This is a genomic window from Cardiobacterium valvarum, from assembly GCF_900460955.1.
Classification (GTDB): domain Bacteria; phylum Pseudomonadota; class Gammaproteobacteria; order Cardiobacteriales; family Cardiobacteriaceae; genus Cardiobacterium; species Cardiobacterium valvarum.
The window spans coordinates 291,440-314,036 of sequence record NZ_UFUW01000001.1 but is presented as its reverse complement, the minus strand read 5'-3'; the positions used below and the strand labels follow the sequence as shown (position 1 = coordinate 314,036).

General features: G+C 60.9%; 15 protein-coding genes. 7 read left to right on the top strand and 8 right to left on the bottom strand.

Annotation, left to right across the window (positions count from 1 at the left end):
* Window positions 1–86: 86 nt before the first annotated feature.
* From treP to DY250_RS01575, 5 genes are all read left to right on the top strand, one after another.
* Window positions 87–1,985 (top strand): PTS system trehalose-specific EIIBC component, encoded by a 1,899-nt coding sequence (gene treP, locus DY250_RS01595; protein WP_115610620.1) that lies wholly within the window; start codon window positions 87–89, stop codon window positions 1,983–1,985.
* Between the two features lie 179 nt (window positions 1,986–2,164).
* Window positions 2,165–2,734, top strand: a complete 570-nt coding sequence (locus DY250_RS01590) for a hypothetical protein (RefSeq protein WP_115610619.1) — start codon at window positions 2,165–2,167, stop codon at window positions 2,732–2,734.
* 324 nt (window positions 2,735–3,058) lie between these two features.
* Window positions 3,059–4,723, top strand: a complete 1,665-nt coding sequence (gene treC / locus DY250_RS01585) for an alpha,alpha-phosphotrehalase (protein ID WP_115610618.1) — start codon at window positions 3,059–3,061, stop codon at window positions 4,721–4,723.
* Between the two features lie 381 nt (window positions 4,724–5,104).
* Window positions 5,105–6,121: a bifunctional nicotinamide-nucleotide adenylyltransferase/Nudix hydroxylase gene (locus tag DY250_RS01580; RefSeq protein ID WP_115610617.1), complete on the top strand. Its 1,017-nt coding sequence runs from the start codon at window positions 5,105–5,107 to the stop codon at window positions 6,119–6,121.
* Between the two features lie 7 nt (window positions 6,122–6,128).
* Window positions 6,129–9,452 carry an exodeoxyribonuclease V subunit gamma gene (locus DY250_RS01575; RefSeq protein ID WP_115610616.1) on the top strand — a complete coding sequence of 1,108 codons (3,324 nt, stop codon included), beginning with the start codon at window positions 6,129–6,131 and terminating at the stop codon, window positions 9,450–9,452.
* 1,069 nt (window positions 9,453–10,521) lie between these two features.
* On the opposite strand, the gene DY250_RS01570 is transcribed toward DY250_RS01575, so the two are convergent.
* Both DY250_RS01570 and DY250_RS15020 read right to left on the bottom strand, forming a co-directional pair.
* Window positions 10,522–11,781 carry a CAP domain-containing protein gene (locus DY250_RS01570; RefSeq protein WP_115610615.1) on the bottom strand — a complete coding sequence of 420 codons (1,260 nt, stop codon included), beginning with the start codon at window positions 11,779–11,781 and terminating at the stop codon, window positions 10,522–10,524.
* 198 nt (window positions 11,782–11,979) lie between these two features.
* Window positions 11,980–12,258, bottom strand: a complete 279-nt coding sequence (locus DY250_RS15020; protein ID WP_376799536.1) for a hypothetical protein — start codon at window positions 12,256–12,258, stop codon at window positions 11,980–11,982.
* Window positions 12,259–12,939: 681 nt separating this feature from the next.
* Here DY250_RS15020 and DY250_RS01555 point away from each other — a divergent pair.
* Complete coding sequence (locus DY250_RS01555; RefSeq protein ID WP_115610612.1) at window positions 12,940–14,190, top strand: hypothetical protein; 1,251 nt, start codon at window positions 12,940–12,942, stop codon at window positions 14,188–14,190.
* Between the two features lie 128 nt (window positions 14,191–14,318).
* Window positions 14,319–15,488 (top strand): SEL1-like repeat protein, encoded by a 1,170-nt coding sequence (locus DY250_RS01550; protein ID WP_115610611.1) that lies wholly within the window; start codon window positions 14,319–14,321, stop codon window positions 15,486–15,488.
* Between the two features lie 99 nt (window positions 15,489–15,587).
* Here the strand turns inward: DY250_RS01550 and DY250_RS01545 are convergent, their stop codons facing one another.
* The 6 genes from DY250_RS01545 to xerD form a co-directional block, all read right to left on the bottom strand.
* Window positions 15,588–16,046 carry a hypothetical protein gene (locus tag DY250_RS01545; protein ID WP_006984661.1) on the bottom strand — a complete coding sequence of 153 codons (459 nt, stop codon included), beginning with the start codon at window positions 16,044–16,046 and terminating at the stop codon, window positions 15,588–15,590.
* Window positions 16,047–16,070: 24 nt separating this feature from the next.
* Entirely contained in the window at window positions 16,071–17,891 is a 1,821-nt protein-coding gene (gene mnmC1 / locus DY250_RS01540; RefSeq protein WP_115610610.1) for an FAD-dependent 5-carboxymethylaminomethyl-2-thiouridine(34) oxidoreductase MnmC1, read from the bottom strand.
* Window positions 17,892–17,897: 6 nt separating this feature from the next.
* Window positions 17,898–18,914, bottom strand: a complete 1,017-nt coding sequence (locus tag DY250_RS01535) for a nitronate monooxygenase (protein WP_115610609.1) — start codon at window positions 18,912–18,914, stop codon at window positions 17,898–17,900.
* A gap of 652 nt (window positions 18,915–19,566) precedes the next feature.
* Window positions 19,567–20,403 (bottom strand): archaetidylserine decarboxylase, encoded by an 837-nt coding sequence (asd, locus tag DY250_RS01530; RefSeq protein ID WP_115610608.1) that lies wholly within the window; start codon window positions 20,401–20,403, stop codon window positions 19,567–19,569.
* A gap of 115 nt (window positions 20,404–20,518) precedes the next feature.
* Window positions 20,519–21,322 carry a DsbC family protein gene (locus tag DY250_RS01525; protein WP_115610607.1) on the bottom strand — a complete coding sequence of 268 codons (804 nt, stop codon included), beginning with the start codon at window positions 21,320–21,322 and terminating at the stop codon, window positions 20,519–20,521.
* 363 nt (window positions 21,323–21,685) lie between these two features.
* Window positions 21,686–22,552, bottom strand: coding sequence for a site-specific tyrosine recombinase XerD (gene xerD / locus DY250_RS01520; protein ID WP_115610606.1), 867 nt, complete (start codon window positions 22,550–22,552; stop codon window positions 21,686–21,688).
* Window positions 22,553–22,597 lie beyond the last annotated feature (45 nt).

Here is a 22,597-nt window from a genome sequence, read left to right as displayed (position 1 = left end):
GGTACACGACACTGCGTTTCCCCCAGTAGCGGCTATAATCCGGCAAACTAATTTTCCCATACCACCCTGAAAGAAAGGAGATTTGCATGTCCAGATTCCAGCAAGATGCGGCTTTGTTGCTTGACGCCATCGGCGGCAAGGACAACATCAATGCCATCACCCACTGCGTGACCCGCCTGCGCTTCGTCCTCAAAGACCCGAAGCGGGCGGACGTATCGCGCATTGAAAGCATTGCCAGCGTCAAGGGCACCTTTACCCAGTCGGGGCAGTTCCAGGTCATCATTGGCAACGAAGTCAGCGAGTTCTACAAAGCATTTACCGCGCTGGCCGGCATCGAAGGCGTCTCGAAAGATGCGGTGAAAGCCGCAGCCAGCAGCCAGCAGAACCTGTTGCAGCGCATCATGAGCGCCCTCGGCGAAATCTTCGCGCCGATCATCCCCGCGCTCATTTGCGGCGGTCTCATCCTCGGCTTCCGCAACCTCATCGGCGAAATCAAAATGTTCGACGGACAGACGCTGGCGCAGACCTCCGTCTTCTGGGCGGGGATGTACCAGTTCCTCTGGCTCATCGGCGAAGCCGTCTTCCATATGCTGCCCATCGGCATCGTCTGGTCGATTACCCGCAAAATGGGCACCACCCCCATCCTCGGCATCGTCCTCGGCGCGACGCTCGTCTCGCCGCAACTGCTGAACGCCTTTGCCGTTGCGGGCACCTCCCCGGCGGATATCCCGCAGTGGGATTTCGGCTTCGCCCGCGTCAACATGATCGGCTACCAGGGACAAGTCATTGCCGCCATCATGGCGGGCTTCGTGCTGGTCTATCTCGAACGCCTCTTCCGCCGCATCACCCCGGCTGTTATCTCCATGATCGTCGTGCCCTTCTGCTCGCTGGTGCCGGCGGTCATCATCGCCCACGTTCTCGTCGGCCCGATCGGCTGGAAAATCGGTTCCGGCATCGCCGATATCGTTTATAACGGCCTGACCTCCGACTGGAGCGTCCTCTTCGCCGCCGTCTTCGGTTTCCTCTACGCGCCCGTGGTCATGACCGGCCTGCACCACATGACCAACGCCATCGACATAACGCTCACCACCAAATTCGGCGGCACCATCCTCTGGCCGATGATCGCCCTCTCTAACATCGCGCAAGGTTCCAGCGTGCTGGCCATGAGCGTCTTGCAGCGCCACAACGCGCGCGCCGCGCAGGTGAACGTACCCGCCTGCGTCTCCGCCTACCTCGGCGTTACCGAACCGGCGCTGTTCGGCGTCAACCTCAAATACGGCTTCCCGCTTATCTGCGGCATGATCGGCTCGGCCACTGCCGCCGTCATCTCCGTCGGCAGTGGCGTACAGGCGCTCAGTATCGGCGTCGGCGGCATCCCCGGCATCCTCTCCATCAACCCGCAATTCTGGCAAACCTTTGCCCTCGCCATGGCTGCCGCTATCGTCGTACCCTTCATCCTCACCTGTCTCATCGGCCAACGCCGCCTCAGCGCCGCTGAAAAAGGTCGCGCGCCCGCCCCTGCGCCCGCAGAGCTTATCAGCGGCGAAACCTTCATCGCGCCAATGAGCGGCCGCCTCATTGCCCTCGAAGACGTCGCCGACCAGGGCTTTGCCTCGAAAAGCATGGGCGACGGCATCGCCATCGAACCGACTGACGGCACCGTCATCGCGCCATACAGCGGCACAGTCGCCGTTGCCTTCCCGACCGGCCACGCTTACGGCCTCGCCTGCGACAATGGCCGCGAAATCCTCATCCACATCGGCATGGATACCGTCGAACTCGGCGGCAAAGGCTTCACCGCCCGCGTCAAACAGGGCGACCGTGTGCGCCAGGGCGACGTGCTGGCCGAAGTTGATCTCGCTTACATCAAGGCGCAGGGCAAACCGCTGGTTTCCCCCATCGTCTTCACCGACGGCGAAGCCATCACCGTGCGGCAGAAAAACGTGGACATCACACGCGGCGAGGGCGGCATTATTGACCTATAACACTGGAAAACCTCTGCCTTTTCGGAGGCAGGGTGAAGAAAACTGTTCAATAATGTTACCTGCATGTCGGTCTATGCAAAAAATAGGGCGAATGCTTTACCGTCCAAGGCATTAAAAGATAAAAATTTTTCGGGAATAATGCACAGTGGCGCATTATTCCCTTAATAGATGTTTCTGCAATGAAAAACAAAGTTGATAAATTTGTAAAGATTAAATATTATCGAATCTTGATTATTAAGATTTTGCTACTGTCACTACTGCTATCCACATTTATGGTCATCTTTTCCTTTAATGTAGAGTTATCAGATGTAGAAAAATCGGCCCTTTTGAGATGGATTGACGCCAAAATAGATGTAAATAAAATCATGGTTAGTTATAAAAATAACGTTATGGGAGAGAAGGTATTTGCTGCTTACTATTTATATATACATCCTATTATTGCTTTAATTATCGTAGTGGCTGAAATTGCCTTGGGGAATAATAGCTTTAATGATGATGAATATAGGGACTTTTATATGTATTCTGTAGAAATTTATGGAAAAGAGAGAGGAGGGATAAAGGCTCTTTTGATAATAACTATTTTGCTTTATTTTTTGTTTTACAGTGGTTATCTAAATAAGATGATTAATTTCCAGTTTGCTACTTGGGGAGCGCTTGTATTTAACGCCACTATTAACATATTTCTTCTAGGATTACTTGCTGTGCTTACGCTTGCATTGCATAGTTTTTTAACCAACTATTTAAGGTGATATTTTTGTGGCGGCTGAGAATTATTCCGGGTTAGACAAGGTTACAACATCATCGATGTACACATGTTAGTTGGATGTTGTCTTTGTTCTGTTTTGGGTTTAAATAACATGCTTATAAAGCAGTCTGTACGCATTATGTAGAGATTCCGTTATATGCGCCCAATATAAGGTTTTTTACATAAGGTTAGCCGCATCCCTCGAAACACGTACAGTTGATTGCTTATAGCCCTTTGCGAAAAAATCCTTTTCCAAGGGCTTATCTGTACGCGTGGCGCACCATCCCGCTATTCCGCACCACGCAGCCACCATCACACGGAGAATCCCATGAACTTCAAAGACAAAGTCGTTTACCAAATCTATCCCAAATCCTACTGCGACACGAACGGCGACGGCATCGGCGACCTGCCCGGCATCATCAGCAAACTCGACTACCTGCACGATCTCGGCGTGGATTACCTCTGGCTCAATCCCATCTACCCTTCGCCGCAGCGCGACAACGGCTACGATGTCGCTGATTACTGCGCCATCGACCCCGCCTACGGCAGCATGGCCGATTTCGAGCGCCTCTGCGAGGAGGCTGAAAAACGCGGCATCCATATCATGCTTGACATGGTCTTCAACCACACTTCGACCGCGCACCTGTGGTTCCAAAAAGCCCTCGCCGGCGAGGAAAAATACCGCCGCTACTACCTCTTCCGCCCCGGCAAGGCCGACGGTAGCGCGCCGACCAACTGGCAGTCCAAATTCGGCGGCCCCGCCTGGGCTTACGCGCCGGAAGTCGGGCAGTACTACCTGCATCTCTTCGATGAAACCCAGGCGGATCTTGACTGGAGCAACCCCGACGTGCGCGCCGAACTCGCCGCTATCGTCAACTTCTGGCGCGGCAAAGGCGTGCACGGCTTCCGCTTCGATGTCATCAACCTCATCAGCAAACGCGCCTTCGAGGACGACCCCAACTACTTCGACGGTCGCCAGTACTACACCGACGGCCCGCACGTCCACGCATGGCTGCAAGAACTGAACCGCGCCAGCTTCGGGCAGGACCCGGACAGCTTTACCGTCGGCGAAATGAGCTCGACCACGCTCGCTGCCTGCGTCCACTACGCCGGGACGGAGAGCGGCGAACTCAGCAGCGTCTTCACCTTCCACCATCTCAAAGTGGACTACAAAAACCAGCAAAAATGGGCGCTGCAACCCTTCGACTTCGCCGCCCTGAAAACCCTCATCAGCGATTGGCAGACCGGCATGGCGGCAGGAAACGCCTGGAACGCCCTTTTCTGGAACAACCACGATCAACCGCGCGCCCTCAGCCGCTTCGGCAACGACCGCGAACACCACCATGCCTCGGCAACCATGCTGGCGAGCGTGCTGCACTGCCTGCGCGGCACGCCCTACATCTACCAGGGCGAAGAAATCGGCATGACCAACGCCTACTTCGACGACATTGACGACTACCGCGACGTGGAAAGCACCAACCTCTACGCCGAACTCACGGCGCAAGGCCGCCCGGCGGCGGAAATCCACACCCTCCTGCGCGCGCGCAGCCGCGACAACGCCCGTACCCCGATGCAGTGGGACAGCTCGCCGCAAGCGGGTTTCAGCAGCGGCACACCCTGGCTGCGCGTCAACCCCAACTATCCGCGCATCAACGCCGCCGATGCCGTGCGCGATCCGCACTCCATCTACCATCACTACCGCAGCCTCATCGCCCTGCGCAAACAGGAAAGCGTCATCCAGGACGGCGACTACACCCTGCTCCTCGCCGACCACCCGCAAATCTTCGCCTACCGCCGCGACAATGCTGACGCCGAACTCATCGTGCTCGCTAACTTCTACGACGAGGCAACCAGCGCCGCACTGCCGCTTGAGACCCTCGCCCGCCCCGGCGACTACCAACTGTTGCTCGGCAACTACCCTGCCGCCCCCGCCCTCAGCGCCCACACCCCGCTGCGCCCCTACGAGGCGATCATCTACCTGCGGCGTAAATAACGACAAGTGCCGGGCGGCGTAAATAGCGGATCTTACGTAGGGCGGCTTCAGAGCCCGCCATAAGAGAAGTGAAGGTACGTTTGTGAGCCCTACGTTTTGGGACCCCACCAAGCGGTGTAAATGCTGGCTCGCGTAGGGTGGGCCTCGGCCCACCGAGCAGGCGCAGCCTGCTTTCTGCGTTTTTGGTAAGAACGATGCCAAGCGGCGTAAATGCCGGGTTTTAGGGTGGGAGACGTTGCAGGCAACGTCTCTACATTTTCTCTCTGCCGTCGTGCGGTCGTGCTGCCTGAACAACCGCCAAGCGGCGGACTCTCGCCGCAGCGGAAAAAATCGGCCAAGCGACTATACAATGCCGTCCTCCTCCCCAACCGACCACAGCCCATGCCCCACTACGACACCCTCATCTATATTGGCCGCTTCCAGCCCTTCCACCGTGGCCACCTGCACATGGTGCAAGGTGCGCTCGCTCACGCCGACCACCTCATCATCCTCTGCGGCTCGGCAGACGTGGCGCGCAGCAGCCGCAATCCGTGGACCGTCGCCGAACGCGAAGCGATGATCCGCGCCGCCCTCACCCCGGAAGAAAACGCGCGCATCACCCTGCGCCCCATTCACGATGACCCCTATCACGACGAGCGCTGGGTGGCGCAAATCAAGCGCACCGTCGCCGACATCCTCGCCGCGCGCGGCACTCCCGATGCCACAGTCGCCCTCTACGGCTACGAAAAAGACGCCAGCTCCTACTACCTGCGCCTCTTCCCGCAGTGGGACTACCTCGGCGCACCGCGCTACCGCGACCTCAGCGCCACGCCGCTGCGCGAGCGCTACTTCCTGCTCAAAGACGGCGAAGACTGGCGTGAGGCCGAATTGCCGCCCGCTGTCGAAGCCGCGCTGCGCACCTTCCGCACCACGCCCGATTACCGCCGCCTCGCCGCAGAAACCCGCTACGTCTGCGACTACAAAGCCTCCTGGGCGGGCAGCCCCTATCCGCCCATCTTCGTTACCGTTGATAATCTCATCACCTGCGATGGCCATATCCTCCTCGTCGAACGGGGCGGCCAGCCCGGCTGCGGCCTCCTGGCACTGCCCGGCGGTTTCCTGAACCCCGAAGAAACCCTGCTCACCGCCTCCCTGCGCGAACTCCATGAAGAAACCGGCCTGCGTCTTGACCCCGCCGAACTCATCAGCGTGCGCACGGCCGACCGCCCCGACCGCAGCGCCATTGGCCGCGTCATCACCCATGTGCACCGTTACCACCTCGACGGCACACTGCCGCCCGTGCAGGCAGCGGATGACGCCGCCAAAGCCTACTGGCACCCGCTGAACGACCTGCGCCGCGACCGCTTCCACGAAGACCACTACCATCTCATCCGGGACGGCCTCGCCGAAGACCGCTGAACCCACCATGTACAAACTCATCGAAAGCGCCGATTACGACACCCTCTTTGCCGCCTACCTTGCCGACCACGACCGTTACAGCGGCGGTGTTTTCAGCGAATACGACCTCATCATCAGCACCCTGCCCGAAGGCGACATCCTCCTGCAAAAACTGGCGGACGCGCGCGGCATCGCCAGCGGCGTCCGCCCGCGCTACTGGACCAGCTTCTACTGGCACCTCGTCGAACACATCACCGGCTACACCCCGCGCGGCGAACAAACCCCGCTCAACAACACCGCCATCCGCTGGCACCTCTACACCTACCTTTACCGCCACGGCGACACCATCCTTGCCGACCCCGCGCACCCGCTTCACCCGCACCTGCACCAACACTGGCCGGAGGCCACTCGCCTCACCGCCGACATGACGCGCCGCCTCTGGCACTACAGCGGCCAGCTCGCCAACCTGTACAGCCACTACCTCAACCAGCGTCCCGACTGGCTGGACGCCTGGCAGCACGACCCGCCGCCCGCGCTGGACGACCTCCTCCAGGGCAACAGCCTGCAGCGCCAACCCGCCTGGCTGGCCGGGCACTACCGCGAGCACTACCAACAACAACACCGCCTCTGGCACGCGACCCTCGCCGAAACCTACGCCGCCCGCGCCGAACGCATCCGCACCTTCTGGCACAAACTCGCGCACGACGCCGCCGCGCGCGACAAACTCCCGCCCTACATCCCGCTCTACGCGCCGACCAACCTCACTGAAACCACCCTGCGCACCCTCATCCGCCTCGGCGAATACAGCGAAGTCCGCCTCTACCACCTCACCGCCGCCGACGGCGAATACAGCGACATCGTGGATAGCCGCTGGCTGCGCCGCCTCAAACTGCGCGACCCGGCGCGGGTCGAAGCCGCACACTACGACCACGGCAACACCCTGCTCTCACGCTACGGCAAACAACAGCGCGACCGCGCCCGCCTCCTGCACGCCTACAGCACCGACGACAACACCACCCAGCACGACGCCCCCACCATCACCGTCAGCAACCTCCTCAGCGCCGTACAGGCCGACATCCGCAGCCAAAACGAAACCCATACTGCCGCCGCCCCGCACGACGCCCACGACGACAGCCTGCGCATCCACGCCTGCCACGGCACCCTGCGCCAGGCCGAAACCCTGCGCGGCGACATCATTGCCTGGCTGAACGCCGACCCGACGCGCCGCCTCTCCGACATCCTCATCCTCCTGCCCGACCCCATCGCCGAACAAAGCGTACTGCGCGCCGTCTTCCCCGGCAGCGGCGACTACGACGGCTACCGCCTGCCCGCGCGCATCGTCGGTACCCCCGATACCGGCACCACCAGCCTCTGGCACAGCCTCGCCGGCCACTACACCCACCTGAATGGCCGCTACGACGCCCCCACCATCACCGACTGGCTGCACAACGACGACACCGCACAAAGCCTCGGCAGCGACCACGAACACATCCAGCGCATCACCGCCGCCCTCATCCGGGCCGGCTACAAACGCGGCTTCGACAGCGAGCACCTGCAACAAACCCTGCACCCCGACGACCACGACCACCGCTACACCTACACCTACGCCCTCGACCGCCTCATCGCCGGCGTCCTCATGCCCGACAGCGGCGACGACAACCGCGACACCATCCCGCTGCCCGGCCTCAGCCTCGCCGACCTGCCCGTCCTCGAAGCCCTTGCCAAACACGCCAACCGCAGCCGCGAACTGCGGCGCAAACTCGCCGCCCACACCCCGGCACAAACATGGCTTGCCGACATCCGCGACACCCTGCACCGCGACTACCAGCACGCCCACGACACCACCGCCTGGCAAACCCTGAACCGCGCCCTTACCAGCCTCGAACAACAACTCAGCGCACACCGCGACCTCGCCCCGCAAAACGAACAACTCTACCTGCCGCTGCCCTTCATCCTCGACAACATCGAAACCCACCTCAGCACCCAACAAAACAGCCGCGAACCCAGCGGCGTCATCACCATCGGCAGCCTCACCGGCCTGCGCAACCTGCCCTACAAACTCATCGCCTTCATGAACGCCGACCACGACCGCTACCCGGCGCGACAAAACGACGAACGCTACAACCTCATCGACCTCGACCGCCCGCGCCCCGGCGACCGCAACCGCGAACAAGAAGACCTCGCCGCCCTGCTCGACAGCATCAGCCGCGCCGGAGAAACCTACTGGATCTACTACAACGCCGCCAAACCCGGCGACAACGAACCGCGCCTGCCTGCCAGCCCCATCCAGGAACTCCTGCAATACCTCGACGAACAGCGCGCAGAAGCCCCGCGCCACTACCACATCACCCACCCCGCCACCCCCTTCGAACCCGACCCCGCCGAAACCCGCCCTGCGCCGCTCTGGCACAACGTGCGGCAAACCCTGGCACGCCCGCCCCACCCCGCCCTGCCCTTCCTCACCCTCTGCCACGCCACCCTTTCCGCTGCCGACCCTGCCGACCCCGAAACCCTGCCGCTGGACCAGCTCATCCGCGACACCCTGCGCCCCGCCGCTGCCTACGCCCGCGCCCACAACATCAGCCACGACAACCACGACGACACCCCCGCCGCCCGCGAACCGCTGGCCGCCAGCGCCCTCGACAACTACCACATCAACGACACCATCAACCGCGCCCTCGAAGAAGGGCGTGACCCTGCCGCCCGCCTCGCCCGCCTGCCCCTCCTGCCCGCAGGCATCAGCGGCAACATCCTCCTCGCGCAACGCCTCGCCGAAAACCAGGCACACTACCGCGCCCTGCTCGCCCAGAGCGGCTGCACCACCCCACCACCGCTTGCCGAACACACCCTCGACCTCGGCGACACCCTCCTCACCGCCCGCCTGCCGACGAGTGGCAACACCTGGCCGCGCCTCTCCGCCCGCCGCCAAAAAGCCAAACACCAATACCGCTACTGGCTCGAACACCTCGCCTGGAACGCGCGCGGCACGGGCGGCGACAGCCACATCCACTACGCCGACGGCAACGAACAACTGCGCACCCTGCCGGCAGAAGACGCCGCAGAACAACTGCGCACCTGGCTGGCCGTGCGCCGCAGCGCACAACAACAACTATGGCTGGCCCCCATCGAACTCATGCCGACCTACCTCGACAACCTCGGCAAAAAAGACGGCGCAGACAAAAACCGGCTCCTCATCCACCAATGGATAGACGACGACCAGGGCAAAGCCGACAGCGGCGAACTGTGGCGCCACCTGTGGCGCGGCAACGAAGCCATCCTCGCCGACCACATCGCCGCCGCGCTTGCCACCTATGCCCCGCTGCTACAACCCTGGCTTGACCACCGCGCCTGAAAAACCCGCTTGGTGCAAGGCCGATTAAAGTAGGGTGGGCCTTGGCCCACCACAACGCTGACGTTAAGGTGGGCTGAAGCTCACCCTACGCGTGAGATCCGTATTTATCCCGCTTGCCGCAAGGCCGATTAAGGCAGGGTGGGCCTTGGCCCACCGCAACGCTCTGACGTCAAGGTGGGCTGAAGCTCACCCTACGCGCTGGCTCGACCACCGCGCCTGAAGACCCCGCTTGGCGCAAGGCTAATTAAAGTAGGGTGGGCCTTGGCTACACGTCAAGGTGGGCTGAAGCCCACCCTACGCGTGAGGTCGGTATTTATCCCGCCTGGCGCAAGACCGATTGAGGCAGGGTGGGCCTTGGCCCACCGCAACGCTCTGACGTCAAGGTAGGCTGAAGTTCGCCCTACGCGCGAGATCAGTATTTATCCCGCCTGGCGCAAGGCCGATTAAGGCAGGGTGGGCCTTGGCCCACCGCAACGCTCTGACGTCAAGGTGGGCTGAAGCCCACCCTACGCGCGAGGCCAGTATTTATCCCGCTTGGTGCAAGGCCGATTAAAGTAGGGTGGGCCTTGGCCCACCGCAACGCTGACATCAAGGTGGGCTGAAGCCCACCCTACGCGCGAGGCCAGTATTTATCCCGCCTGGCGCAAGACCGATTGAGGTAGGGTGGGCCTTGGCCCACCGCAACGCTCTGACGTCAAGGTAGGCTGAAGTTCGCCCTACGCGCGAGATCAGTATTTATCCCGCCTGGCGCAAGGCCGATTAAGGCAGGGTGGGCCTTGGCCATCGCAACGCTGACGTCAAGTTGGGCTGAAGCCCACCCTACGCGTGAGGTCGGTATTTATCCCGCTTGGTGCGCCCAGTATTTCCGTCGCTTGGCGAGGCTAGCACACGCCGCTTGGTGATTGCTCAATACCGAATTCCGCACAAAAAAAATCCCTTCCCCCGCTTGCGGGGGAAGGTGCCCGAAGGGCGGAAGGGGGGATAAAAAACCGGTGCTTATCCCGCTGGGCACGCGATAAAAAAATCCCCCGTAAGCGGGGGATTGCTACTGTCCGCAGTGCAACGCCTTTTATGGTTCGATGCGTTTTGCGCCGTAAGCGCCGCGATAGTTGGCACCGCCGCTGATACTGCGGCTGAACTGCCCCCCAAGTTCTTCTCCATTAGGGCCGTAGAGGCGGGCATGGCCGCTGTCGCTTTGGAAGCGCTGTGTGCCGCTATCCCAGTGTAGGGTATCGCTGAAATCCAGACGGGTGTCGCGGCGCAGGTCGCTGCCGTCAAGATTACCGCTCTGGCTGTTGCCGAGGGTCAGGGTCATGGTTTTGCTGTTGCTGCTGTAATCCACGCTGGCACTAACTTCGGCAATGGCGCGGCTGCTTTGGTTGATGTCGCCAATGGCGTTGCCTTTGTAGTTGGCGCGCAGGGTGGTGGTTTCTGTAGGGATGAAGGGTTTGCCGACGTTCAGGTAGGTTTCGGGAATACCGCCCCGGGTTGAGGCGATTTCGCCGAAGGTCTGGTATGACCAGCCAGCCGCCTGATGCGGACGCAGGATGATGGTGTGTTCGTCATCCAGCGCAAGGCTTTGCGCGGTGCTGTATATGCCGCGATGGTTGCTGGCGTTGGCAGCACTTTCCATACCGTGCAGACTGAGGCGGCCGTCTGCGTCGTAGCTGGTGAGTTTGGCAACGGCGGCGCGGATGGTCGCGGCGTAAAGCGGGGAGATGTAGTAGTAACGGCTGCGGACGCCGCTGCTGCCGAAGATTTCCGCCCAGTGATGAAGATATTGACTGCCTTTGCGGTAGTAGTAACCGATGCCGGTGTCGGTGTAGGCGGCTTCAGTCATGCTTTTGTAGTGGTTCGGGCTGTTGCGCCATTGTTCGACGGTATTTTGGGCAAACGGACTGCCGGTGGCGATACTTTCACCTACTGCTGCGTTATTGCCGCCGCCTGTCAGGGTGTGTTCATCAAGCGGGTTTTCGCCATTCGGGCGCTTGTGCGCGTTCAGGGTGGCGAGTTCTTGCGCGCGCAGGGTGGCGTAGGCAGAGAGGCTTTCGTTGTAACGCAGTGGTGCGAGACCTTTTTCGGCGCGCACCTGATTGACGAGGTCAAGCGCTTCTTGTGTTTTTTTCTGGATTTCGACATGAGGCCGGGCGACGGCATTCGGCGGTAGTTTGATGTCGCCGACATCAACGGTATTGATGACTTGCGGCGTCGGCGTATTCGGGTTGTCCGGTGCGGGTTTGTCCGCAGGCAGGCTGTTGCCACCACCACCGCCACCGCAGGCGGTAAGCAGGGAGAGGGAAAGGACGGCTGTCAGGGGCTGGGTTTTCATGTTTTCTCCTGTGATTGGGGGAGTCAGTGTAACCAACTCTTCATGCTACAGAGGCTGAAACTGCACAAAACGGGAGAATACCTGGCTTGACCGCTCGACGCCAACCGCGCCGATAGCGTGCTGCTGCTGATAGCGAGCAAGGGTGGTGGCTGTTTAGATGCACTGGTTTTATCCGCTGCCCACCCGGCGATGGATGCGTCATTCACCCGCAGGCAGCGCTTGGAGCATTAACAGGTGTTGCAGGGCGAAGCGCAGACGCGCCTGCTTGAGGGTGAGTTGCGGTTTTTGGCGGTAGTAGTTGGCGAGGCTGTTGTGCAGGTTTTGCCGGCAGGGTCGTGCGAGGCGGCGCAGGGTGTCGCCGTGGCGGCAGAGTTGCAGGCTGCCTCCGTTGCTGTAATAGCAGGAAAGCATGGCGGTGAGGCGGTTGTAGAGGGTGGGGTCGCCGTTTTCGATGTGGCCGAATTCGTGGGCGAGGATGGCTTGCAGTTCGTCGCGGCTGAGGTTGTTGAGCGCGCCCTGGCTGACGGCAAGGGCAAGAGGGCGAAGGCGTTGATGCTGTGGTCGTCGCGCAGGACGTAGGCGTCGGGTTCGTCGATGTCGGCAGCGAGGCTGAGTTCGGCGATAAGGTTGGTATAGCGGCGTTCTGCCGGGTCGTTATTGGGGCGGGCAGGGGTGGCGCCGAGGGACGCCGCCTGTTCGTCCACTGTCATGGCATCCAGGGTACGCCGCATGGTGCGGTAAGCGGTGAGGATGCGGGAGGTGGGATAGAGCGCCGCGATCAGGCTGATGATGGCCGGCATGGCAAGAAAGCCGATGACTCCGCCGCTGGCGATGATGGGGTGGGAGGACTTGCCGAGGGTGACAAGACCGATAAGCGGCAGGAAGAAGACCGAGGTGTAGCCAAGATGGGCCAGCAGCAGGCTCAACCAGAAAGCGAGTTGCAGGCGGCGGCTGGCGCGCTTGGCGCGGCGGTGTTTGTCGTGGAAACGGGTGGGCATGGCGGCCTCGCGGTGGGTGAGCAGGCGGAGTATAGCGGTATAGTCCGGTGTTTGTTCCACTTAGGCGTATTAAGCGCCTCAGCCGCGTGGCAAGTGCTTGCGTCGGCATCGGGTACCCCCGCAAAATTCTTGGCACCCTCCTCCCATCACAGGATTTTTCATGTCTAACTTTATTCCTGATCTCAACGATCCGCGCACCCGTGGCTGGGGCGGGCATGAATATGAATACGACTATGGCGATGATCGTGACTACTTCATCTTCTCCTGGCTGGGTTTTATCGTCCTCTTCGCCCTTCCTTTCACCCAGACGCCGGGCGGCATACTAATCGCTACCCTGCTGCTGTGGCTGATGCTTGGCATCTTCCTGACACCCCGCTATTACGCCACCAGTCAGGCAGGCGGTAACCTGCATGCGCCCGCCGTGATCTGCGACCCGCAGGGGTTGACCATTTATGACAGCAACCAGCGCATTGAGTACCAATGGCGCTGGCAGGCGCTCGATAGCGTTAGTGCGCGCAATAACGGCCTGCGCATCATCCCGCGCGATGATGAAGCGTTGACCTACCGCGACTTCCGCCTCGGGCGCGATATGGAAACCCTCCTCGCCATTGCCGTTGTCGCTACCGGCTACTTGCACGGTCGGGCGCCGTCCGTCCCGCCCGCGCCCTCTGCCGACATTAACCACATCTGGTACAAGCAGCAGGACATTGTCTGGTTGAGCAGCAGCAATCTGCTGCTGCCCGTCCTCGCGCTGGCCTTCTGCTGGCCTGGTCTCATTCAATACTGGCCCGATCTCCCACAGGAAACCATTACTGTCGCCATCGTCGTAGGTTTCTTTGACCTGTTGGTGATCTTGAACCACTACCATCGTTACTACAGAAACAGCGGACTGTGTCAGCGCATCGTCATTGATAACAATGGTCTGCATTTCCTCGAAACCAGCAACAGAGGCAGTGTCCTTCCTCCGCTTTCCATATCTTGGACGGACATCGCCCATATCGAAATCACAGAAGAGAAGAACGGGCGCTATACCTCCAACTACCTGCGCATCACCGACCGCCTCAGCAACTACCACAAAAGATCGCTGAGTGAGAAAGAGGACGTATGGCCGGGTAGGGAAATCGTTGCTGCTGTTGAGGCCATCATCGATCATCGCCCGCTGCCACCGCTTACCTCCGGCAAGATCCCCATCATCCTGGCTGAGATACCGCCCGCTATCCGCCGCTTCTTTTGGGCAAATGTTCTGTTCACCGCCGTGGTCATCCTCGGCTACGGCAGCTGCCTGTACCTGCATCGCTGCATGGTCCCCATCAGCCCCCAGGCCCTGCTTGCTCTCGTCGTCGCCTACATGACGCTGGCTGCTGCCGCTTTCTTCATCGAACTAGACTACCGCCGGCGCACAAGTATCTGATGCCCCGCAGGCGGGCATCAGGCAGACGTCCGCCTTTTTCGGTTTAGCACAGCGACAAGCGGGGTAAACTGCCGGTGTTGTCCGGCAACAGGTGTCGGCAGCGTTATTCAGTCACCAGGAGTTATCACATGGAACCCATCCGTCAGGCCTTCGCGCAACTCATCGCCGCTCACGACGGTGAGTTGCATCAGCAACTGCAACATGCCGCTGCCGCCTGCGCACAACAGGATTTTGCCCCCGCCCATACCGTGCTTGTCCCGCTGGCTGCCGCCGGCGAGGCGCAGGCACAGTTCATCCTCGGCGCGTTTTATTTGTATGCACAGGGGGTGGCGCAGGATGTGCATCAGGCTATTGCCTACTGGCAGCAGGCAGCGGCACAAGGCATGGCGCTGGCGCAAACTTCCCTCGGCGCGCTCTATGCGGCACAGGGGCGGGATGACGAAGCACGCGGGCTTTTGGCGCAGGCGGCCGCTCAAGGCGAAGGTTATGCAGCGAGTGCCTTGCAGATGTTTGGCGCGCAGCCGTCGGCGGCGGTGCAGCGCGCCATCCGCATTTTGCGGGGAGGGGATGCGGACGGCGCCCGGCGCAAGCTGGAAGCGCTGGCGCGCGAGGGCAATGTGGAGGCTATCCGCTATTTGGCGGTGATGTTCCAGCGCGGTATCGGCGTAGCGCAGGATTATGCGATTGCGCGCGAGTGGTGGGGCGTCGCCCTGGCGTTACAGGATGATGTGGCGCAGTACGCGATGGGCGAGCTTTATTTCAACGGTGATGGTGTCACGCGTGACTACGCACAGGCGCGCCATTATTGGGAGCAGGCAGCGGCGCAGGGCAACAGCGAAGCGCAGCGCGGCCTGGGCGTGCTTTTCCGCGACGGGCATGGCGTGGCACAGGATTATGCTGAGGCGCGGCGGTGGCTGGCGCAGGCGGCGGAACAGGGGCTGGCGGTGGCGCAGTATGAGTTTGGTGCGCTGCTTCAGGCGGGCTTCGGCGGCGCGGTGGATGAGGCGGCCGCACGGCACTGGTGGCAACTGGCGGCATTGCAGGGGCATGTGGATGCGCAGTTGGCGCTAGGCTCGTTGTTGTTGCAGCGGCAGGATTTCACCGGCGCACGCGAGTGGTTACAGCAAGCGGCGGCGCAGAATGACGCGCATGCGCAGTATTTGCTGGGCCTCAGTTATGTGTTTGCCGATGATGTTGAGGGGCATTTCGACGATATTCATACGCTATGGCATCGCGCCGCCGCCCAAGGACATGAAGAGGCGCAGGAGGCGCTGCGGAAACTGCACGGCGAGGCGTAGCGAACATTTTCCTGCTTGCCGAGACCAGTATTTACGCCGCTTGGCGGGTTCAGTGTCTATCCCGCTTGGCGGGCATGGCTACGTCAGCGGCATGGCGTTTTATTGGTTTGTCACGCTTTTAGGTTTTGCGGGTGTCTGCGCGAGGCGACGGCGAGCGCGGCGGCGCAGGTACCACGGAAGGAAGGCCCAGAGGATGAGGAAAGGAGGAATCAGGTCTGTCAGCCAATAGGGAACTCCGGATGCGAAGTCGGTCGCGAGGTTCAGGATGAAAGCCAATAATGGCAGGAAGTATAGGTACACCCGCCCAACTTGGCGCCAGTGAAGCGGCTGTTTTTGTATGTAGCAGCGGCTGGTATCGGTGTAGGGGATTAGCCAGAACAGGCGCTGTTCTTCGGCAATTTCCCACACACGCAGACTGTATAACGGGATGAGCGGGATGTACAGGGCGATAATCCAGCAGGTGGTGATGTAGCTGCCGTCTGTATGGAAGTCGCTTTTGCCGTACCAGGTGATGCCGAAGCCGTTGATGGAGGTGATGGCGCTGTTGAGCCCTGACATGATTGTTCTCCTGTGGGTGGTGTTTTATATCTGCCCGTGTTTGAGGGCGCGGATGAGGTAGCGGGTGGGGTCAATGCGTTCGAGTTGCGGCGCAGGCAGCGGGATGGGGGTGGCGTTGATGATGGCGGTGAGGATGTCGGCGTTCAGCCAGGCGTAGGTGCAGCCTTTGGAGCCGAGGCCCTGGTGCATGTATTGGCGCGGGTGGTGGGCGATGTCGCGCGTGATGGTTTTGTGAGCATCGCGGCGCAGGGCGGCGTATTCGCGCAGGATACTGGCGGTGTCGCCGATGGCGCCGACGAGCGGCATGTGGTCGCGGCTGGCGCCCCGGATGCCGACAAAGTGTCCGCGCAGGCGGGTTTGTGCACCGGGCAGGTGTTGCAGGATGGCGGCGAGGTTTTTGGCATCGTCGCTGTCGCGCGGGGTCAGGTCGGTGTCTTCCGGGTCGAAGCCGGCGCCGCTGTAGATGTGGCTGTTGGCAGGGTCAGGAATGAGAGTGCGCTCGCCGCAATATACGCCTGGCGGCACGCTGTCGCTGTAGTAGATGCTGCCCTGTCCGCGTAGGGGACGGATGGTATCGCGCAGTGCGGTTGCCGGGTTGAGGGTTTGCTGCCAGCCGCAGCAGTGGATGATGGCGGCGCAGTCGTCAAGTGCGGCGAGACTGGTGATGGTGCGGGTTTCGCAGCGGATGTTGGGGTGGTCGGCAAGGGCGGCGAGCAGGGCGGGCAGATGGATGACGCCGCCGCGCGGGTAGGTGAGGTCGGTGGCGTTGCCGCCGATTTCGTCCGCACTGAGCAGGTGAACGTCAAGCAGGGTTTGCTGGCGCCGGATTTCGCGCGGGTTTTCGGCGTGGTTGGTGACGCCGCAGGGGTTGTAGATGTCGCGCGGGTATTGATGCAGGGCGCGCATGGCGTGGTGCCAGGTAGCGAGCTGGTAGGGGCGGTCAGGCGAGGCTTCGCTGTCGGGGTTGAGGTAGGGCACGGCAAGCGGGACGTGGCTGGCGGCGGGGTGGGCATCGCTGTGGTATAGGGTGACGCGGCGGCCGCTTTCGGCAAGGGCGCGTGCGGTGGTGCTGCCGGCGATTCCCGCTCCGATGATGACGATGGGACCGTCTGCGGCGGCGGGCTGGTTGTTCCAGTGCGGGCGCGGCGCAGGCGGGGTGGTAAGGGTGGCGGTGAGCATGTCGCGTTTTGCACCGTAGCCAGGGATTTTTCCGGGGGTAAAACCGGCCTGGCTCAAGGCGTCGCGCACGGCGGCTGCTGCGCTGAAGGTGGCAATGGTCGCGTCCGGCGCGCTGTGGCGGGCGATTTCCTGCATGAGGGCGGGCGTCCAGCAGTCGGGGTTTTTCGCTGGCGCGAAGCCGTCGAGGAACCAGGTATCCACGCGGGCACGCAGCGGCGGCAGGGTGTCGCGGATGTCGCCGAGGATGAGGTGCAGATGGATGCGCGGGTGGATTTTGAGCAGGTGGTGGCCCGCGTGGTTGTGCGGGTTTTGCGCAAGGAGGGCGGCGCGGAGGGCAGGCTGCGGCCAGTTTTGCCAGAGGCGGGCGAGATCGCTTGCGGCGATGGGGTGGCACTCGAAGCTGAGGTAGTGCAGGCGGGCGCCCGGTGGCGCGTCGCGCAGGAAGGTGTCGGTGGTGTGGAGGAAGTTGAGGCCGGTGCCGTAGCCGATTTCACCGATGGTGATGCTGCCGGAGCAGCGGGCAAAGCGTTCGTGCAGGCGGTTACCGTTGATGTAGGTGTGTTCGGTTTCGGCAAAGCCGTTGCCACTGTAATAGATGTCCTGGTAGCGCTCGTTGCGCGGATTGCCCGCGTCGTCCAGGTTGAGGCGGGCGTAGTCAAGCAGCATGGTCGGTCAGGCGATGAGTTGGCGGATGTGTTGGGCCTGGTGGTTCAGGTAGTGGGTCAGGTTCTGCGGATCTTCTATGGCGCTCAGGGCGACGGGCAGCGGGCGTTCTTCGGGTTTGATGTCGAAGGCGGCGGCAAAGAGGGCTTCGTCGCCGCGCAGCAGTTCTTCGTTTTCTTTGCTGAAGCCGTGACGCAGGCAGCGCAGCGGGCGGAGGGTGTACTGGCTGCTGATTTCGCTGTCGTATTCGCTGGCGTGGATAACGCGCTCGCGGGTTTCCGGGTCAAGGCCGTTTTCGGCGCAGGCGAGGAAGGGACGGTCAAGCATCACCGCCTGTGCGCCGCTGATGATGGCGGCGACAATGTCGGCACCGTCGGTGAAGTCGCCCCAGAGGACGAGTGGTTTGTCGCTGTATTTGCGCACTTGTTGCAGGAGCGAGAGGGCACTTTGTTCGACGCGCGGCAGATCGTTACTGAAGTAGCTGCGCTCGCCACCCGCTTCCATACCTTGCAGGATGAGGGCGTCCACGCCGTAGTCGTCCGCGCTGATGGCTTCAAGCAGGTTGCCGACGATAGCGAAGGTGAAGATGTTTTGTTCTCGGATGAGGGCGAGGGTCTCGCGGTCGGGCAGGCCCTGGGCAAAGCCGATGGCGCGCGGTTTGGCGGTCATGGCGATGTCGAGCAGGTCAAGGAAATGGTCGCCGCGCTGCGCGGTGAGCGGCTCGGTAAAGAGGCGGCGTTGCAGAATTTCGGCGGCAAAACTATCGGGGTTATCGCCCTGTGGCCGCTGCGGCAGCAGGTGGGCAAAGCAGAAGGACGGCGCGCTGTGGTGCTTGCGGTAGGCGTTGATGCGGGCGGTGAGACTGTCGCGGTTGTCGTGTGCGGCGATACGGATAATGCCATGCGCGCCATGAGCACTGATTTTGCCGGACATTTCAGCGTCGATGAGGTCGAAGGGCAGTGGCGCCTGCCAGAAGGGGTATTGGCTTTCCAGGCGCTGACTGAGGGCGTTGGGGACAAGGTACATGCGTAATTTCCTTGATTGGTGTATCTGCCGGAAATTATAGCGGAAAGCCGCTTGTTCGGCCGCTCATGCGGGATGGATGCCGTTTTGCCAGGCTAAGGCAGCCAGGCGTTGTTTGCGGCGCAAGGTGGTGCTTGTGCTTAAAACGGGCATAAAAAAGCCGGGCTTTGCAGCCCGGCAAACAACCACCAAAGGAGGATATAGAGGAGATAACATCAATGATGTCGGATGTGGATTATAGGGAGGCACCATGAGGGTGTCAAGCCGATGTGCATTTGTTTTATTCTAATATCATTATTGCTTGTTTTTGCATCGTTTTTTATAAAGTTTTAAGCCTTTCTCCGGTCTGTTACCAACAATTTTTCGTGAGATTATTTGTTTTTTTGAGGGTCGATTGCATTATTAATAGGTGTTATTTGAATTATTTTGATGCTTTTCGTGCATTTGCAGACTGAGAATAGCGGTTGTTCGCTACATAACATGGGTTTTCTGTGATTTTATTATGAATTCTGATGATGTTATGTTTGTTCTTGTCCGCAGTATGCCTGTCATACGGCCATACTTGCTGATGGTTTTGCGGGTTAAGGCTTGTCGCGCAAGATCGGACACCCGCCGCGTTAACGTGGCGGGCGTCGCCGTTCTATGTAATGTGCGCTCAGAGCGTTTCGGCGATGATCTCGCCCATATGGATTTTCCGCCCGTCGTTTAGCGCTGCGCGTTCCCAGCCGATGACGCTGTTTTCGAAGAAGAGGATGACGGTCGAACCAAGGTTGAAGCGGCCGATTTCTGCGCCTTTCGGATAGTGCAGGTTATCGGCGCGGTAGTCGTAGTCGTTGTAGTTGTCGCGATCAAGGACGACGCCGTGCCACACGGTTTCGATGCTGCTGACGTTCAGTGCGCCAACCATGACGAGTGCCATCTTGCCGAAGGGGGTTTCAAAGAGGCAGACGACGCGTTCGTTCCCCGCAAAAATGCCCGGAATTTTATCGAGCAGCGGCAGGGCGACGCTGTGTTTATCGCCGGGGCAGAAGCGCATGGCGAGCAGTTGACCGTCACAGGGCATGTGGATGCGGTGGTAGTCGTCCGGGGCGAGGTAGAGGGTGGCGCTACTGCCACCGGCGAAGTATTCCGCCCATTCTGCGCTTCCGAGCAGGGCGGCGACACTGTATGGCAGGCCTTTCGCTTGCAGGATGGTACCGGTGTCCACCGTGCCATAAGTGGCACAGCGTCCGTCCACCGGGCTGGTGATGGCGCTGTTTTCCGGAGCAATGGGGCGGGCACCGTCGGCAAGGGCGCGGGTGAAGTAGTCGTTCAGACTGCGGTAGGCGTAGGGATTCTTTTCAGCGGCGAAGTCGGTGTTCGCGCCGGTGATGCGGCTATAGGCGGCGATGATGCGGTTTTTTAACCAGCGCGGTTTTTCGATGCGCGCGAGACGATGCATGAGGGCGCTCATCAGGCGACGCGGGATAAGGACATAGAGGTGGATGTTCATGTCTGTGACTTCCTGTGATTTGTTGTGCGCGCAGTGTATAGCGGGAGCAGGGAGAATGCTATATGACCCAAAGCGGTGGTGAAAAAGCCGACGCAGGCGTCGGCTTGACGGGCGCTTATTGTACGGCGGGTGGAGGTGGTGGCGGGCTCAACGGATGCGGTGGTGGTTCCGGGAGCGTGGTTTCTTCGCTGTCACTTTTTTCGATCTCGATTTGCTCGGGGTGTTTGTTCAGGATGGTTTCGAGATTGGCCGGGGCGACGAAGCCAGGGATAAGGGTGCCGTCTTCAAGAATGATGGAAGGTGTACTGCTGATGCCGAGTTTTTGGGCGATGGCGTATTGTTCACGGATGATTTTGCTGCAATCACCGCGCGAGTTGGGCAGGGGTTGGTCGGTCTGCGCAAGGAGCAGGGCGCTCAGACGGTCTGGGGTGCACCATACTTGTGCCATGCGGAGGGCGGCGCTGCTATTCGGGCCACTGCGCGGATAGGCGAGGTAGTGGATGGCGATGCCGCGCTGGGTGTATTCGAGGATGTTTTGCTGCATCAGGCGACAGTAGGGGCAATCTACGTCGGTGAAGACGGTGATGTGGTGTGCCGGCGCGTTCGGCAGGACGCTGATCATGGTTTTCGGTTCGAGGGCGGCAAGGGTTTTGACCCGTTCGCTGGCGCGGAAACTTTCGGTAACGTTGATCTGGGTTTGCAGGTCGATCATTTCGCCCTGCATGACGTAGCGGCCATCGGCGCTGATGTAGAAGACTTCGCTGCCTTGGGCGAATTGGTAGAGGCCGGGGATGGGGGATTCGACGGCGTTGCTCATGATGCGGGGGTCGAAGACAGATTTGGCCAGTTCCATGTTGGGCGAGGCGGCATGTACCACCGTTGTCCATACGGCGGCCAGCAGGCTGAGGAGGGTGCGCATTGTGTGAGGATTTCCAAGCTGTTCTTGCCGTGTATCTTACCGACAACAAATGATTTCTGTCATGAGGTTATTTTTAGATTACGGTCTTGTTATGACGTGGCCACGGTGCCAAGTGATGCGGCATATATTGCCTGCTTGTTTTGCGGGGGGGTGTTTGTTGTTTTTTTTGCACGGTGTCTGGTGGATTCAGTATTGGCGCCGCTTGGTGATATTTCTTCCGTGCCGCTATCAAGAACGCAAAAAGCAGGCTGTGCCTGTGCGGTGGGCCGAGGCCCACCCTACGCGGGCCCGGTGTTTACGCCGCTTGACGGGTCTTTATATATATATGAATCCGGGCAGGCGGGCTGGCACGGAGCTCGCCAGTTATGCACGCGGGTGGTGCGCGGCGAAGATGCCGGCAAGGCGTGCTTCGGCGATGTGGGTGTAGATTTGCGTGGTGCTGAGGCTGCTGTGGCCGAGCAGCATTTGCACGACGCGCAGGTCGGCGCCGTGGTTGACGAGGTGGGTGGCGAACGCATGGCGCAGGGTGTGCGGCGAGACGCGCGCAGTAATGCCGCAGGCGATGGCGTAGTCGCGGATAAGTTTCCAGAAGGCCTGACGGGTTATGGCTTTGCCGCGTTCGTTGAGGAAGAGGGTGTCGTCCAGCGGGTTTTTGAGCAGTTGCGGGCGGGCGCTATGGATGTAGCGTTCAACGGCGGCCACGGCGTCTTCGCCGATGGGGACGATGCGTTCTTTTTGCCCTTTGCCGCGTACGCGCAGGATGCCGTCTTGCAGGTTGAGGTTACCGAGGCGCAGGCCGACGAGTTCGCTGACGCGCAGGCCGCAGGCGTAGAGCAGTTCGAGCATGGCGGCGCCGCGGCTGCCGGTTGGCGTGGCGGGGTCAGGCGCAGCCAGCAGTTTTTCGACATCCGTTTCGCCGATGCTGCGCGGCAGGGGTTTGCGCAGGCGCGCGGGTTCAAGACGGGCGGTCGGGTCGTCGTGGCGGTAGCCGTTTTCGGCCAGCCAGGCGAAGTAGCGGCGCAGGCTGGAGCGCATGCGGGCGAGCGAGGCGGGTTTGCGTTGCAGGTCCATCATCCGCGCCAGGACGTTTTGCACGTCGTCCGCGTCGAAGCTGCGCACGGGTTTGTCGAGCAGGCGCGTGGCGAGGTGCAGGTCGTTGCGGTAGCTGGCGACGCTGGCGGCGGCCAGGCCTTCTTCGAAGAGCAGGGCGTCGCAAAAGGTTTCTATCATGGCTTGTCCCGTCCGTTACAATGGTTTTTTGGATGCGCCGTGAGC